We start from the raw sequence: 15,041 nt of genomic DNA on the forward strand, positions 1-15,041 counted from the left end.
GGGGCAAAGCCCCCTGCCTTTTCCCCCTCGCCAAACCCAAGCGCATAGGGTCGCGCCACCAACCATCTGTTGGGCACGGGCGCCAGCCCGGGCCGCGCCCGACCCTCCCCCCGGGAGGGCGCTTTGGCGATGGCAGTCATCGCTCGCGCGACATCTATGCTTTTGCGGATAGTGAGTTGTGGAAAGGGAGCACGCGCCCACCCAGGGTCGGGCGCGTCCCTTTGCGCTTGGCTGCGACCGCTCGGCGGTAAAGCCTAAACTGCCCGCCCCTAGAAAAACTGCTCGCGGATCAGCCGTTCTTCCAACCCATGCCCGGGATCAAACAGCAACCGGTGCCGCACCCGCGTTTCCGAGCGGATCTCGACACTGACCACATCGCGCACCGATTGCCCGTCGCCCTCGGCCATCACCGGCCGTTTATGCGCCTCAAGCACATCAAACCGCACCGTCGCCGCCTTCGGCAATAACGCCCCGCGCCAGCGCCGCGGGCGGAACGCCGCGACGGCGGTCAGCGCCAGAACATCCGCGCCAATCGGTAGGATCGGCCCATGCGCCGAGTAATTATACGCCGTCGAGCCCGCTGGCGTGGCAATCAGCGCACCGTCGCAGACCAGTTCCTCCATCCGCAGCTTGCCGTCCACGGTGATCCTGAGCCGCGCCGCCTGCGGGCCTTCGCGCAGCAAGGACACCTCGTTGATCGCCAGCGCCTGATGCACCCGCCCGCTTGAGGTGGTCGCGGTCAGCGCCAAAGGGTTCAGCACCGTCTCCTGCGCCGCCGCCAGCCGTTCCGGCAGATCCTCGGTCTCGAATTCATTCATCAAAAACCCGACCGTGCCGCGGTTCATCCCGTAGACCGGAATATCGCGCGCCTGTGTCGCATGCAGGGTTTCCAGCATGAACCCGTCGCCGCCCAGCGCCACGATCACCTCGGCGGTCTCCAGCGGCGCATCCCCGTAGCGCGCAATCAACGCGTCGCGGGCGTCCTGCGCGGCTTGTGTGCGGCTGGCCAAAAACACGATGGCCACCCTCTGGGCATGGGAAATGTCCGACATCAAATGCCTCCTGAGCGCATCGTCCCCCGAGGTTTCGCAAATGCGCGCTTGGCAGGCAATCAGAAAGCGCATTTCGCCTTTCATCCGCATAACGCCGCTTTCAACGCTTTTAGCTGGCCATGAGCTGGGGTAGACATCGCCGGAACAATAGCCCTTTCGTCGGCAGGAGACGCATATGACCGCCCCACATGGCTTTTTCACTGACTCGCTTGCAAGTCGCGACCCCGAGATCGCCAAGGCCATCGGCCTCGAACTTGGCCGCCAGCGCGATGAAATCGAGCTGATCGCTTCGGAAAACATCGTCTCGGCGGCGGTGATGGAAGCCCAAGGCTCGGTGATGACCAATAAATACGCCGAGGGCTACCCGGGTCGGCGCTATTACGGCGGCTGCCAATATGTCGATATCGCCGAAGATCTGGCGATCGAGCGCGCCTGCAAACTGTTCAACTGCGAATTTGCCAATGTGCAGCCGAACTCGGGCTCACAGGCCAACCAAGGCGTGTTCACCGCGCTGATCAAGCCGGGCGATACGATCCTCGGTATGGATCTGGCTTCGGGCGGGCATCTGACCCATGGCGCGCGGCCCAACCAGTCGGGCAAATGGTTCAACGCGGTGCATTACGGCGTGCGCAAAGAGGACAACCGGATCGACTATGACCAGCTCGAGGCGCTGGCCGACGAGCATCTGCCGAAGCTGATCATCGCCGGTGGTTCGGCAATCCCGCGGCAGATCGATTTCGCCCGCTTCCGCGAGATTGCCGATAAGGTCGGCGCCTATCTCTTGGTCGATATGGCGCATTTCGCCGGTCTGGTCGCCGGTGGTCAGCACCCCTCGCCCTTCCCCCATGCGCATGTCGCCACCACCACCACCCATAAAACCCTGCGCGGCCCGCGCGGCGGGATGATCCTGACCAATGACGAGGCGATCGCCAAGAAAATCAACTCGGCGATCTTCCCCGGCATTCAGGGCGGACCGTTGATGCATGTCATCGCGGCCAAAGCCGTCGCTTTCGGCGAGGCGCTGCAGCCCGGGTTCAAGGACTACTCGGCGCAGGTGGTGAAAAACGCGCAGGCGATGGCGGACCAGTTGATCCAGGGCGGGCTCGATATCGTCACCGGCGGCACCGACACCCATGTGATGCTGGTGGATCTGCGTCCCAAAGGCGTTAAGGGCAACGCCACCGAGAAGGCTCTGGGCCGCGCCCATATCACCTGCAACAAGAACGGCATCCCGTTCGATCCTGAAAAGCCGATGGTGACCTCGGGCGTGCGTCTGGGCTCGCCCGCTGGCACCACCCGCGGCTTTGGCGAGGCGGAATTCCGCCAGATCGCCGATTGGATCGTCGAGGTGGTCGACGGGCTGGCGGCCAATGGCGAAGACGGCAATGACGCGGTCGAAGCCGCGGTGCGCGCCAAGGTGCAAGAGCTCTGCGCCCGCTTCCCGCTTTATCCGGGCCTCTAAGCCCTGAAGTTTCGCCTTGCGACATGGTCAACGCGTCCGGATTTGCCTCCGGGCGCGTTTGCCTTTTGCGTAGAACGCGTTGACAACCATATCGCGGCGATATGCGCTTAACGAATTAACCTTGATGAGGATGCCATGCTGACCATCACCCGCCACGGAACCCCCAGCGCGCTACCGGCGCTCTTGATCGCCCATGGGCTGTTCGGCTCGGGGCGCAATTGGGGTGCGATTGCCAAGCGGATGTCCGACAGCCGCGAGGTTCTGGCCGTCGATATGCGCAACCATGCGGGCAGTTTCTGGGACGCGCGCCATGATTATCCGGCGATGGCCGCGGATCTGGCGCAGGTGATCGAGGCCGAGGGGCAAAAGATGGATGTTCTGGGCCATTCGATGGGCGGCAAAGCGGTGATGGTTTTGGCGCTGACCCGCCCCGAATTGGTCAACCGCGCGGTGATCGCCGATATCGCGCCGGTGGCTTACGGCCACAGCCAGAACGAGTTGATCCACGCGATGCGCGGGCTGGATCTGGAGGGGCTTGCCAGCCGCTCCGAGGCGGATCGCCGCTTGGCCAGCGAGATCGAAGACCCGCAGGTGCGCGCGTTTTTGCTGCAATCTCTGGACCTTAAGGCGCAGCCTCCGCGCTGGCGATTGCATCTGGATGTGCTGGAGGCGCAGATGGATGTGATCACCGGCTGGCCCGAGGACGCCGAGGGCACGGCGCCCTATCAGGGGCCGGTGTTGTTCCTCTCGGGCGGGGCATCGGATTACGTCAAACCCAGCGACCGCAGCAAAATCCGCGCGCTGTTTCCCAGGGCCCGTATGGCAAAGATCCCCGACGCTGGCCATTGGCTCCACGCCGAACAACCACGGGCTTTTGAACAGACCCTGCGGGTGTTTCTGGGCGACGGGTAGGGTTGAGCTGCGCGCCCCATAGCGCCTCGCCAGACCGCGGGATGGCGCCCCCACCGTTGAGCGATGCGCTTTATGGCGCGTTCTACATCCATCATGTGAACGACGCGCCCAGCGGCACCAAATCGCCAGCCCCGTGGGCGGTCTGGCGATGCGCGGCGGCTTACGCCTTGTCTCGCGCGGAGCAGTGGAACAACGGAGCGCCTCGCCAGCCCTGCCGGCGGTCCCCCTCTCGGAGATTTTGATATAATCACCTGCCGGTCGACGGGAAGATGCGCGGCGGCTACGCCTTGTCCCGCGCGGAGCAGTAGAACAACGGAGCGCCTCGCCAGACCGCGGGATGGCGTTCCAACCGCTGAACGATGCGCTTTATGGTGGCCAAGTCCGCAAACCAGCTAAGCGATGCGCCCAGCGGCACCAAATCGCCAGCCCGTGCGGGCGGTCTGGCGATGCGCGGCGGCTACGCCTTGACTCCGCGCGGGGCGAAAAGATCAACGTCGATACATCAAGTTGCGACTAAGCAAGGAATAGCTTCTGCACCACAGAGCGCCTCGCCAGACCGCGGGGTGGCGAGCCCAACCGCTGAACCATGCGCTTTATGGCGCGTTCTACATCCATAGTGTGAACGACGTGCCCAGCGGCACCAAATCGCCAGCCCGGGGGGCGGTCTGGCGATGCGCGGCGGCTTCGCCTTGATTCCGCGCGGGCAGTTGGACGCAGGGTTATCGCTCCGCCTTACAACTCCTGCAATTTCCGCGCGATCAGCCAGCTTACCGGCAGCGCGACAATCGCGCCGATCACCGCCGCGACGACAATCGACTGCACGTCATACATATTCATCGTCACCGCGACGATAACCCCGATCCCTGCCAGGGTGGTCCCGACAACGGCATACAACAGGGAGGTCAATCTCAGCATTTCATGCCCTTTATCTTAAGTTCACGGCCAGCATAGGACATAAGACAGCGGCAACCTTGATCTTGCGCAAATCGCAGCTGCAGGTCAGGCAAGTCACGCAAGCTAGACGAAGACATCACCCGCCGCTGCACGACAATCGCGCGTTCATCACCCCGCTATCGCCCACCGCCGAGCCCGCAATCACCGAACAACCGGTGGCCTGTTCGGCAGCCTGCACCATCGCCTCAAGGATCGCAATATGCTCGGGACGCCGCGCATAGCCCATGCGAATCACCTGCACCTCGGGCCGTAGCCGGTCGAGCCGCGCGTAGACATCATAGCGCCGCCCGTCGATCTCGACGCTGCGCGGGGCGACTCCGAAATACGCATGCCCCGGCGAGGAACAGCCAGAGCCAATCAGAGCGACAAGACAGAGCAACACAACAGGCTTCATGCCGCGAGTATCCGCCGTCAGGGTTAATGACAAATTAATCCAGCAGGAAAACCGGCGAGTGGCTTGCCCTCGGCCCCGCCTTCGGTCTATCAGGGCGGCGCGGGTGATTAGCTCAGTTGGTAGAGCGCTTCGTTTACACCGAAGATGTCGGGAGTTCGAGTCTCTCATCACCCACCATCCCCCACCGAAACACCGAAAAGCCCCGGCGGCGAACCACCGGGGCCAAACGCTCTATGTCAGCGCGGGTTTTGTGATCACATCGCGTGATCACATGGCGGGCAAGAGCACGCTGTCGATCACATGGATCACACCGTTCGACTGTTTGACATCAGCAATTGTGACATTCGCCGCGCGGCCCTGACCGTCGATGATCTGGATCACCCCGTCGGTCATCGTCGCCTCGAATTCACAGCCGCCGACGGTGGTCACCGTATGGCTGCCGCCATCATCCGAGATCATCGTGTTGATATCGCCCCAAAGCGCGTTCGTCGCGACCACATGGCAGGTCAACACGGTCTGCAACTGCGCAAGGTTCTCGGGCATCAGCAGCATCTCGACGGTACCATCGGGCAGCGCGTCAAAAGCGGCGTTGGTCGGGGCGAAAACGGTGAACGGCCCCTCGCCCTGCAGCGTTTCCACCAGACCGGCGGCCTGCACGGCGGCGACCAGCGTGGTGTGATCGGCCGAATTCAGCGCGTTCTCGACAATATTTCGGCTCTCCAGCATCGGCGCACCGCCGACCATCGGATTTTCACTATGCGATTCCGCAAAGGCAAACGAGGTGCTCAGGGCGGTGGCGGTGATTGCGGCGGCAAAAGTCAGTTTCATAAGTATCTCCCGTTGGGTGTTTCAGGCCCAACCTCTGGGCCCATAGTTGAGAAACGGGAGGTTTTCGGGGAAGTTTCAGATCGGGCGAAAAAAGATGAAAAACTTTGCGAGAAAGTTTTCAGCGCTCCTTCTTCGCCTCTCTCGCGCGGCCTAAAACGAACCCGCCACGCACCACGCCTCACCTATTACGCGCACCATAAGCCGCACATCGCCAGTCCGCGGGATGGCGGCCCATGGGTTGAACGGCGCGCTTTATGGTGCGGCCCATATCCATGATCTGATCGGAACGCTTACGGCAAAGGATCGCCAGCCCGGGGGGCGGTCTGGCGATGTGCGGCGGCTGCGCCTTTATTCCGCACAAGAAGGCCCACTGACACAGTGCCAGACCGCAGGTCGGCGACCGATGGGTTAAGCGACGCGCTTTACGGTGCGGTCTACATCCATGATCTGATCGGAGCGCTTACGACAAAGGATCGCCAGCCCGCGGGGCGGTCTGGCGATGTGCGGCGGCTTCGCCTTGTGTCCGCACGTATGGCGCTTCGACACAGTGCCAGAGCGCAGGTTGGCGACCCACGGGTTGAACGACGCGCTTTATGGTGCGGCCTACATCCATGAGCTGATCGGTGCGCATGCGGCAAAGGATCGCCAGCCCGGGGGGCGGTCTGGCGATGTGCGGCGGCTGCGCCTTGAGTCCGCACCAGAAGGCACTCCGGCACAGAGCCAGACCGCAAGTTGGCGACCCACGGGTTGAGCAGCGCGGATGATTGTGCGGCCTGCATCTACGATCTGATCGGGGCACTGAATGCAAAAATCGCCAGACCGGTCCCGGTCTGGCGATACACGACACCCACGCCTTGCCTCCTGCTGAGGATCAGTTCACGCTCGGCAATACCGCTGTTGCCAGCACCGGTCCGGTCGGCAGATCGCCGGGTGCGCCGCCCGCAGGCTCAAGGCTCACCGCGAGGGTCACCCCCGCGAGTAGTTCCGCCTCGACCCGTGTCACCGGCCCGCGCAAGAGACCCAGCGAGCGCGGCACACCGTCATCGCCGATCGCCCAGAGCTCATAGTCACGCCCCTCGCCCGCCGCATCCAGCGCCAGCGCGAATTCCAGCGCCGCGCCATCATAATCCGCCACGAACCGCGCGTCCTCGCCGACCAGTTGCACCTGCACCGGCGCCGGAGCCTGCGGCCAGAGAACCACCGCCAGAACCACGCTTGCCGAGAGGGCCGCCGCCGCGAAGCCGGTGAACCAGCGCCGCCGCGCACGCGTAGGTGCAGGGAACAACCGCGCCTCGATCTGCGGCATCAAATCCGCTGCGGGCACCGCAGCGTAAGCCTCATTCAGCCCCGCCAACCGCTCTTCCCACTGTGCCACCAGCGCCGCGAAGGCGCCATCGACCTGCGCCCGCTCCGCCGCCGCGCGCCAGTCGGCACCAGTCAATACGCCGAGCACATACTCGGCGGCCAAGAGGTCATCGCGCTGCTCGGGGGTCTCCTCGGGCGTATGATCACCTGATTGCGTCATTGATCCATACACTCCTTGAGCCGCATGAGACTGCGCCGCAACCATGTCCGCATGGTATTGAGCGGCACTTCAAAGCGTTCCGCAAGCTCTTGATAGGACAGCCCCTCGATATAGGCGCCCTTCACCGCCGCCGAACGCTCCTCCTCCAGCGTGGCAAAGCAATCGACCACGCGGCGCGCCTCGCCCTGTGCGATCATCCCCTGCTCGACGCCGATTGCGCCATCGGCCACCTGCTCCAGCGGGTCCTGCCCCTCGGCGTCGCGGGCCTCGGCGCGAAACATCCCCGCCGCCGCCGGTCGCCTGCGCAACTGGTCGAGCGCATGGTTGCGCGCCACGGCAATCATCCAGCTGATCCCCCGGCCCTTGTCGGGCTGAAAGGAGGCCGCACGTTGCCAGACTTTGATAAACACATCCTGCATAGCATCATCTACCTCGGCTCTATTGCCAAGGATACGCAGCAAGACACCGGTAAGTTTCGGCGCGGCCTCGGAATAAAGCTGGCGAAAGGCGGCGCGATCCTGTCGGGCAACCCGCAACAGCAACTCGGTGATGATATCGTCCGGCACCCATGGCCCTCCGCTGCGGCCCTGCGCCGTTCCCCTGAGCTAGCGCGGTGACGCTACGTGTCCAGAGACAAGTTTCGCGGTTCTTCGCTTGCCACAGCGCCCGCAGGTCCGTAGCTTTTTTCGCAACACCATCGCTGCCTGACCGATGAGAGCATGACGCCCGTGCCCGCCGCATTGACCGCGCCGGAGCCGCGCCCTGCGGTTCGGCCAGCCGCATAGTTTCGATTGAAGGAGCCCGCTATGGACACCCCCGTCACCTATGAAGCCCACGGCGAAATCGGCGTGATCCGCGTCAACAACCCGCCGGTCAACGCCACCGGCATCGCGGTGCGCCAAGGCTTGGTGGCGGCGGCGGATCAATTCGCCGCCTCCCCGCAAAAGGTCGCGGTGCTGGTCGCCGAGGGGCGCACGTTCATTGCGGGCGCCGATATCAAGGAGTTCGGCCAGACCCCCAAAGAGCCGCATCTGCCCGATGTCATCGCCCATATCGAAGCGCTGGAAAAGCCGGTGGTCTGCGTGATCCACGGCACCGCCTTGGGCGGCGGTTGCGAGGTGGCTCTGGGCTCGCATTACCGCGTGGCGGTGAAGGGCGCGCGGATGGGGTTGCCGGAGGTTAATCTGGGCCTGATCCCCGGCGCCGGTGGCACCCAGCGCCTGCCGCGGCTGATCGGCATGATCCCCGCCTGCGAGATGTTCACCTCCGGGCGGCAAGTCGGCGCCGAGGAATGCCTGCAACTGGGGCTGGTCGATGCACTGAGCGACAAAGCACCGTTTGACGCCGGTATGGAGTTTGCGCAGAGCGTGCTGGATCAGGGCAAAGGGGTGCGCCGCGTCAGCGAAATGGAGGTCGCCCCCTATGACGAGGCCGATCTGCAGGCGCTCAAATCCGCCGTGGCGCGCAAACAGCGCGGCCATGTCTGCCATCTGCGCGGCATCGAGGCGGCTGTCGCGGGGGGCAAGCTGCCCTTTGCCGAGGGGATGAAAATCGAGCGGCAGGCGTTTTGGGACCTGATGCAAACCCCGCAGCGCGCGGCAATGATCCATGCGTTTTTCTCGGAACGCAAAACCGCCAGCCTGCCGGAACTCAAAGGCGTGACGCCGCGCCCGCTCGACCATATCGGGGTGATCGGCGGCGGCACCATGGGCGGCGGTATCGCGGTGTCTTGCCTTCTCTCCGGCCTCAAGGTCACGCTGATCGAACGCGACACGGAGGCCGCGCAGAAAGCCCGCGACGGGATTGCCAAAACCCTCGCCGATAGCGTCAAACGCGGCAAGCTGAAGGCGGACAAGCGCGAGGCGCTGCTGGCGGACGCTCTGGTCACATCCGATAATTACAACAGCCTCGCCGAGGTTGATCTGGTGATCGAGGCGGTGTTCGAATCGATGGAGGTCAAAAAGGACGTCTTCACCAAACTCGACGCGATCTGCAAACAAGGCGCGGTGCTGGCCTCGAACACCTCCTATCTGGATATCGATGCGATTGCCGCGATGACCAAGCGCCCGCAGGATGTGCTGGGGCTGCATTTCTTCTCGCCCGCGCATGTGATGAAACTCCTCGAGATCGTCGACGCCGAGAAAACCGCGCCCGAGGTGCTGGCCACCGGTTTCGCGCTGGCCAAAGCGCTCAAGAAAATCCCCGTGCGCGCCGGTGTCTGCGACGGGTTTATCGGCAACCGCATCCTGTCGAAATACCGCGCGGCGGGCGATCATATGGTGCTCGAAGGTGCGAGCCCCTTCCAGATCGACAAGGTGCTGGTCGATTTCGGCTTTGCCATGGGCCCCTATGCGGTCGCTGATCTCGCCGGTATCGACATCGGCTATCTGACCCGCCAACGCCTCGCCCCCACCCGTGATCCGCGCGAGCGTTTCGGCGAATGGGGCGACGCGCTTTATCACAAGGGGCGCTTGGGCCGCAAAACCGGCCGCGGGCACTACATCTATGATGAGCAATCGCCCAAAGGCCGCCCCGACCCGGAAGTTGAGGAGATCATCGCCGAAGAGCGCAAGGCCAAGGGCATCACCCCGCGCGAATTCACCGACGCCGAGATCGTTGAACGTTATATGGCCGCGATGATCAACGAGGGCGCCAAGGTCGTCGGCGAGGGTATCGCGCTGCGCCCTCTGGATGTCGATGTGACCAAACTCTACGGCTACGGCTTCCCGCGGTTTCGCGGCGGGCCGATGCATTACGCCGACCATATCGGCCTTGATACGGTGCTGGCGACGATCAAAGCGCAGGCGCAGAGCGATGATTTCTTCTGGCAGCCCGCGCCCCTGCTCGAACAGCTGGTCAATGAGGGCCGCAATTTCTCCAGCCTGAATGAAGGATAAGCCATGAAAGACGCCGTTATTGTCTCGACCGCCCGCACCGCGATTGGCAAAGCCTACCGCGGCGCCTTCAACCAGACCCACGGCGTCACCGTCGCCGCCCATGCCGCCAGCCATGCGGTCAGCCGCGCAGGTATTGATCCGGCGCTGATCGAAGATGCCATTTTCGGCTGCGCGCTGCCCGAGAATGTCACCGGCGGCAATGCCGCGCGGCAGGTGGCGATCCGCGCCGCGCTGCCGGTCAGCGTCGCCGGCACCACCGTGAACCGGTTTTGCGCCTCGGGGCTGCAGGCAATCGCGCAGGGCGCGCATATGATCCAGCTTGAGGGCGCCAAGGCGATCCTTGCGGGCGGTGTCGAGAGCATCAGCCTCAACCAGCCGAGCCCGCGCAACGCCCCCGAGCCGTGGATTTTGGAGCATAAGCCCGATCTCTACCTGCCGATGATCGACACCGCCGATAATGTCGCCGCCCGCTACGGGGTCAGCCGCGAGGCGCAGGACGCCTATGCGCTGCGCTCGCAACAACGTATCGCCGCCGCGCAACTGGCTGGTGTGTTTGCCGATGAGATCGTGCCGATGGATGTGACCATGGCGGTCAAAGACAAGGCGACGGGCGAGATTTCGCACCGTGATGTGACGCTGGCGCAGGACGAATGCAACCGCCCCGGCACCACGCTGGAGGGGCTGCAATCGCTCGCCCCCGTGCGCGGGCCCGAGCATTTCGTCACTGCCGGTAACGCCTCGCAACTCTCGGACGGCGCCGCCGCATTGGTGTTGATGGAGGCCTCCGAGGCCGCCAAAGCCGGTCTGGAGCCCTTGGGCGCCTTCCGCGGCTATGCGGTGGCGGGCTGCGAGCCCGACGAGATGGGCATCGGGCCGGTCTTTGCGATCCCGCGCCTGTTGGAACGCCACGGGCTGAACATCGACGATATCGACCTATGGGAACTCAACGAGGCTTTCGCCTCGCAATGCCTCTATTGCCGCGACGCGCTGGGCATCGACCCCGAGAAATACAACGTCAACGGCGGCTCCATCGCCATCGGCCACCCCTACGGCATGTCGGGCGCGCGCATGGCCGGTCACATCCTGCTCGAGGGCCGCCGCCGCAAGGCCAAATGGGGCGTGGTCACCATGTGTATCGGCGGCGGCGCGGGCGCTGCCGGATTGTTTGAAATCTACTGAGGGAGGGTCGCAAATGGACCTCAATTACACCGCCGAGGAACGCGCTTTTCAGCAGGAAGTCCGCGCCTTCATGAAGGCCAATGTGGCCCCCGAAGCCGCCGCGAAAATCGCCGTCGGCACCCATCTCGACAAAGCCGATATGGACCTCTGGCACAGCCGCTTGAACGCGCAAGGGTATCTGGCAGGGCCTTGGCCCAAGGAATTCGGCGGCGGCGCGTGGTCGGCGGTGCAAAAGCACATCTTTGAGGAAGAAACCGCCTATCACAACGCGCCCCGCATCGTGCCCTTTGGCGTCGGTATGCTGGCGCCGGTGCTGCAGGCGTTCGGCTCCAAAGAGCAACAGGATTACTACCTGCCGCGCATTCTCTCGGGCGAGGATTGGTGGTGTCAGGGCTATTCGGAACCCGGCGCCGGATCCGACCTTGCCAGCCTGAAAACCCGCGCCGTGCGCGACGGTGACCACTATATCGTCAACGGCCAGAAAACCTGGACCACGCTCGGCCAATACGCCAATAAAATCTTCTGTCTGGTGCGCACCGACACATCGGTGAAACAGCAGCAGGGTATCTCGTTTTTGCTGATCGACATGGACACTCCGGGCATCGAGGTGCGCCCGATCATCCTCATCGACGGCGTGCATGAGGTTAATGAGGTCTGGTTCACCGATGTCCGCGTGCCGGTGGAAAACCTTGTCGGCGAGGAAAACAAGGGCTGGACCTACGCCAAATACCTGCTGACACATGAGCGCACCGGTATCGCTGGCGTCGGCTTTTGCAACGCCGGGTTGGATGCGCTCAAACGTGTCGCCAAGACCGAGATGCACCACGGGCGACCCCTGATCGAGAACCCTCATTTCGCCGCCCGTCTGGCGCGGATCGAGATCGACCTGATGGCGATGGCCACCACCAACCTGCGCGTGGTTGCAGGCGCCGACGAGGGCGCGGCCCCGGGCGCAGAAAGCTCGATGCTCAAGGTCAAAGGCTCGATTATCCGCCAGCAAATCAACGACTTGGCACGCCGCGCGGTGGGACCATGGGCGGTGCCCTTTGTCTCTGAAGACCTCGACAGCAACCTCTATCACCCCGGCCCCGACTATGCCGCCAAAGCCTCGAACACCTATATGAACAACCGTAAAATCTCGATCTACGGCGGCTCGAACGAGGTCCAGCGCGGCATCATCACCAAAGCGATTCTCGGCCTGTAAGCGCCGCTCCGAGGAGGAAAAATCATGGATTTCAACCATACCGAAGAGCGCCGGATGCTGGCCGACAGCCTGCGCCGCACGCTGGAACGCGGCGCCGATTGGGCGGCTCTGGCCGAATTGGGCGTCTTGGGCGCGCTGTTCACGGAAGACGAAGGCGGCTTTGGCGGCGCCGGTTTTGACCTGGCCGTGGTGTTCGAGGAATTAGGCCGCGCCGGCTGTGAATTGCCGGTGCTCGAGGCGGGGCTCGCCGGCGGCCTGCTCGCCGATTGCGGAAAATCCGACCTTGTGGAACAGGTGATCGCGGGCGAATTGCGCGTCACTGCGGCCTATCTTGAACCCGGTCTGCGTTATGACCTCGGCCCGATCACCACCACCGCGAACAACAATACGCTGACCGGCCGCAAAACCGTGGTCACAGCGGCTGAGGACAGCGATCTGCTGGTGGTCTCGGCGCTTTTGGACGGCGAGGTCACCCTGTTCAGCGTCGACCCCAAAGCCAAGGGCGTAACCCTGCACACCACGCCCTCACTCGCGGGCGGTTCGACCTCCGAAGTCACCCTCGACGCCGCCCCCGCCACCCCTCTCGGCGGCGGCCAAGCGCAGCTTGAGGCGCGCATTGCCATGGCCACGCTGGCGCTCTGCGCCGATACCATCGGCACGATGGATACGGCCAAGGACATGACCCTCGACTACCTGCGCACCCGCACCCAGTTCGGCGTGCCGATCGGCAAATTTCAGGCCCTGCAACACCGGATGGCCGATGTCGCGATCGAGATCGAGATGGCCCGTTCCGCGGTGATCAACCTCGCTGGAGCGATCAACGCCGAGCCCAAAGAGCGCGACCGCCAGACCTCGGCCGCGAAAAACCTGATCGGCCGCACCGCGCTTTTGGTCGCCGAAGAGGCGATCCAGATGCACGGCGGTATCGCGATGACCGAGGAATACGCCCTCGCCCCCATCGCCCGCCGGTTGATCGCCGCTGATCACCGCTTTGGCGACGAAGACTGGCACCTTGAGCGCTTCATCCGCCTCTCGGCATGAGCGTCGCCGCCGACGCCTCGGGCACCGCCAGGTTGCTCAACTGGCGCATCGAGACTGACCGCGCCGACGGGCGGATCGCGGTGATCATGGAGGTCCATGACGACCACACCAACCGTCACGGCAATATGCACGGCGGGCTCATCGCCACCGTGCTCGACACCGCGATGGGTGCGACCGCCAGTTTCCTCAAGGGCGACGGCGGGCGTATCCCGTTTTCGACGATCTCGATGACGGTGAATTTCATCGCGCCGATGCCGCTGGGCATTATCACCGCCACCGGCCGCATCATGGGCGGCGGCTATAAAACCGTCTTCGTTGAAGGCGAAGCCCACGACCAAAACAACACCCTGATCGCCCAAGCCACCGGCACGTTCAAACGCGCCCCCATCCCCTAACCCCATCATCTGTCGATAAATATCCACGGGGTTCTTAGGGGGGCGTGCCCCCCTAAGGCAGGGAGCGCGAGGGGCGGCAGCCCCTCGCCCCCCTCCGCCCGGCCGTCGCCAGACGCTGGGCCCTGCTTGCCAATATCCCGCCAAACCGCCATTCTGCCGCCAAACTCAGGAGGCAGCCGATATGGCCAGAACAATCATCATTTCCGAACACGGCGGACCCGAGGTCCTCACCCTCAGCAACCGCGAGGTCGGCGCGCCCGGCCCGGGCGAAATCCGCATCCGCCACGCCGCCTGCGGGTTGAATTTCATCGATTGCTACCAGCGCTCGGGGCTCTATCCGATGCAACTGCCCACCGCTTTGGGGATGGAGGCCGCGGGCACCATCGAGGCGGTCGGCGAGGGCGTCACCCATCTGAGGCCCGGCGACCGCGCCGCCTATGCCGCGCAGCCGCCGGGCGCCTATTGCGAGGCCCGGGTGATGCCCGCCGCGCAGGTTTGCCCGCTGCCCGATGCGGTGGATTTCGACACGGCGGCGGCAATGATGCTCAAAGGGCTGACGGTGCAATACCTGTTTCACCGCACGGTGCCCTTGAAGGCCGGTGACACCGTGCTGTTTCACGCCGCTGCCGGTGGCGTCGGGCTGATCGCCTGCCAATGGGCGAAATCCGAGGGCATCAAGCTGATCGCCACCGCCGGTTCCGACGACAAATGCCGCCGCGCGCTGGAGCACGGCGCGGCCCATGCGATCAATTACAACACCGATGATTTCGCCGCCCGCGTGCGCGAGATCACCGAAGGCCGCGGCGTCGATGTGGTGATGGATTCGGTCGGCGCTTCGACCTTTGAGGGCTCGCTCGACAGCCTGCGGCCCTGCGGGATGATGATTTCCTTCGGCAATGCCTCGGGGCCGGTGCCGCCCTTCGATATCGCCAAACTCGCCGCCAAAGGCTCGCTGCAAATCACCCGTCCGACGGTGTTCAGCCATATCGCCAAACATGAGGATTGTCAGGCGATGGCGAAACATCTGTTTGAGAAAGTCACCAGCGGCGCGGTGCGGGTGCAGATCGACCAGCGGTTCGCGCTGGAAGATGTGCGCGCGGCGCATGAGGCGCTCGAGGCGCGGAAAACCACCGGTTCGACAATCCTGACACTGTGATCAAGTGAAAAAGAGAGGGGGCGTTGCCCCCTCGCCCTGCGG

At 64.0% G+C, this 15,041-nt stretch carries 14 protein-coding genes and 1 tRNA gene; 9 read left to right on the forward strand and 6 right to left on the reverse strand.

The genetic code is table 11. The features are described from left to right. Positions 1–269: 269 nt before the first annotated feature. Entirely contained in the window at positions 270–1,052 is a 783-nt protein-coding gene (locus DDE20_RS03480) for an NAD kinase (protein WP_116557251.1), read from the reverse strand. A 175-nt stretch (positions 1,053–1,227) separates the two neighbouring features. Here DDE20_RS03480 and glyA point away from each other — a divergent pair, with 175 nt between their 5' ends. After that, complete coding sequence (glyA, locus tag DDE20_RS03485) at positions 1,228–2,514, forward strand: serine hydroxymethyltransferase (RefSeq protein ID WP_116557019.1); 1,287 nt, start codon at positions 1,228–1,230, stop codon at positions 2,512–2,514. Positions 2,515–2,649: 135 nt separating this feature from the next. Next, on the forward strand, positions 2,650–3,426 hold the full coding sequence (locus DDE20_RS03490) for an alpha/beta fold hydrolase (protein ID WP_116557020.1): 777 nt from the start codon (positions 2,650–2,652) through the stop codon (positions 3,424–3,426). A gap of 732 nt (positions 3,427–4,158) precedes the next feature. Here the strand turns inward: DDE20_RS03490 and DDE20_RS18960 are convergent. Further along, positions 4,159–4,332 (reverse strand): hypothetical protein, encoded by a 174-nt coding sequence (locus tag DDE20_RS18960; RefSeq protein ID WP_165814407.1) that lies wholly within the window; start codon positions 4,330–4,332, stop codon positions 4,159–4,161. Positions 4,333–4,456: 124 nt separating this feature from the next. Then, positions 4,457–4,774, reverse strand: coding sequence for a hypothetical protein (locus DDE20_RS03500; RefSeq protein WP_116557022.1), 318 nt, complete (start codon positions 4,772–4,774; stop codon positions 4,457–4,459). 101 nt (positions 4,775–4,875) lie between these two features. On the opposite strand from DDE20_RS03500, the gene DDE20_RS03505 reads away from it, so the two are divergent. Continuing rightward, a tRNA-Val gene (locus DDE20_RS03505) sits at positions 4,876–4,951 on the forward strand. Between the two features lie 90 nt (positions 4,952–5,041). Here the strand turns inward: DDE20_RS03505 and DDE20_RS03510 are convergent. The 3 genes from DDE20_RS03510 to DDE20_RS03520 form a co-directional block, all read right to left on the reverse strand. Beyond that, positions 5,042–5,602: a fasciclin domain-containing protein gene (locus tag DDE20_RS03510; protein ID WP_116557023.1), complete on the reverse strand. Its 561-nt coding sequence runs from the start codon at positions 5,600–5,602 to the stop codon at positions 5,042–5,044. 871 nt (positions 5,603–6,473) lie between these two features. After that, the gene (locus DDE20_RS03515; RefSeq protein WP_165814408.1) at positions 6,474–7,127 is read right to left on the reverse strand and encodes an anti-sigma factor; all 654 of its coding nucleotides are present in this window, start codon (positions 7,125–7,127) and stop codon (positions 6,474–6,476) included. After that, positions 7,124–7,693 carry a sigma-70 family RNA polymerase sigma factor gene (locus tag DDE20_RS03520; protein ID WP_116557025.1) on the reverse strand — a complete coding sequence of 190 codons (570 nt, stop codon included), beginning with the start codon at positions 7,691–7,693 and terminating at the stop codon, positions 7,124–7,126. Before DDE20_RS03520 ends, DDE20_RS03515 begins: the two co-directional genes overlap by 4 nt. A gap of 240 nt (positions 7,694–7,933) precedes the next feature. On the opposite strand from DDE20_RS03520, the gene DDE20_RS03525 reads away from it, so the two are divergent. From DDE20_RS03525 to DDE20_RS03550, 6 genes are all read left to right on the forward strand, one after another. Further along, complete coding sequence (locus DDE20_RS03525) at positions 7,934–10,024, forward strand: 3-hydroxyacyl-CoA dehydrogenase NAD-binding domain-containing protein (protein ID WP_116557026.1); 2,091 nt, start codon at positions 7,934–7,936, stop codon at positions 10,022–10,024. 3 nt (positions 10,025–10,027) lie between these two features. Continuing rightward, positions 10,028–11,203 carry an acetyl-CoA C-acyltransferase gene (locus DDE20_RS03530; RefSeq protein WP_116557027.1) on the forward strand — a complete coding sequence of 392 codons (1,176 nt, stop codon included), beginning with the start codon at positions 10,028–10,030 and terminating at the stop codon, positions 11,201–11,203. Positions 11,204–11,216: 13 nt separating this feature from the next. Further along, the gene (locus DDE20_RS03535) at positions 11,217–12,407 is read left to right on the forward strand and encodes an acyl-CoA dehydrogenase family protein (protein WP_116557028.1); all 1,191 of its coding nucleotides are present in this window, start codon (positions 11,217–11,219) and stop codon (positions 12,405–12,407) included. Positions 12,408–12,431: 24 nt separating this feature from the next. Next, on the forward strand, positions 12,432–13,448 hold the full coding sequence (locus DDE20_RS03540; RefSeq protein ID WP_116557029.1) for an acyl-CoA dehydrogenase family protein: 1,017 nt from the start codon (positions 12,432–12,434) through the stop codon (positions 13,446–13,448). Further along, a complete protein-coding gene (locus tag DDE20_RS03545) occupies positions 13,445–13,843 on the forward strand; it encodes a PaaI family thioesterase (protein ID WP_116557030.1) in 399 nt (132 codons plus the stop codon). Before DDE20_RS03540 ends, DDE20_RS03545 begins: the two co-directional genes overlap by 4 nt. Before the next feature lie 181 nt (positions 13,844–14,024). Next, the gene (locus tag DDE20_RS03550; RefSeq protein WP_116557031.1) at positions 14,025–14,999 is read left to right on the forward strand and encodes a quinone oxidoreductase family protein; all 975 of its coding nucleotides are present in this window, start codon (positions 14,025–14,027) and stop codon (positions 14,997–14,999) included. Positions 15,000–15,041: the final 42 nt, after the last annotated feature.

This window comes from Pararhodobacter oceanensis, from assembly GCF_003076755.1.
GTDB classification, from domain to species: Bacteria; Pseudomonadota; Alphaproteobacteria; order Rhodobacterales; family Rhodobacteraceae; genus Pararhodobacter; species Pararhodobacter oceanensis.

Bases quoted from the DNA above. Each gene is read 5' to 3' on its own strand.
- DDE20_RS03480 (WP_116557251.1), bottom strand. From the start codon at position 1,052: ATGTCGGACATTTCCCATGCCCAGAGGGTGGCCATCGTGTTTTTGGCC.
- glyA (WP_116557019.1), top strand. From the start codon at position 1,228: ATGACCGCCCCACATGGCTTTTTCACTGACTCGCTTGCAAGTCGCGAC.
- DDE20_RS03490 (WP_116557020.1), top strand. From the start codon at position 2,650: ATGCTGACCATCACCCGCCACGGAACCCCCAGCGCGCTACCGGCGCTC.
- DDE20_RS03500 (WP_116557022.1), bottom strand. From the start codon at position 4,774: ATGAAGCCTGTTGTGTTGCTCTGTCTTGTCGCTCTGATTGGCTCTGGC.
- DDE20_RS03510 (WP_116557023.1), bottom strand. From the start codon at position 5,602: ATGAAACTGACTTTTGCCGCCGCAATCACCGCCACCGCCCTGAGCACC.
- DDE20_RS03515 (WP_165814408.1), bottom strand. From the start codon at position 7,127: ATGACGCAATCAGGTGATCATACGCCCGAGGAGACCCCCGAGCAGCGC.
- DDE20_RS03525 (WP_116557026.1), top strand. From the start codon at position 7,934: ATGGACACCCCCGTCACCTATGAAGCCCACGGCGAAATCGGCGTGATC.
- DDE20_RS03530 (WP_116557027.1), top strand. From the start codon at position 10,028: ATGAAAGACGCCGTTATTGTCTCGACCGCCCGCACCGCGATTGGCAAA.
- DDE20_RS03535 (WP_116557028.1), top strand. From the start codon at position 11,217: ATGGACCTCAATTACACCGCCGAGGAACGCGCTTTTCAGCAGGAAGTC.
- DDE20_RS03540 (WP_116557029.1), top strand. From the start codon at position 12,432: ATGGATTTCAACCATACCGAAGAGCGCCGGATGCTGGCCGACAGCCTG.
- DDE20_RS03545 (WP_116557030.1), top strand. From the start codon at position 13,445: ATGAGCGTCGCCGCCGACGCCTCGGGCACCGCCAGGTTGCTCAACTGG.
- DDE20_RS03550 (WP_116557031.1), top strand. From the start codon at position 14,025: ATGGCCAGAACAATCATCATTTCCGAACACGGCGGACCCGAGGTCCTC.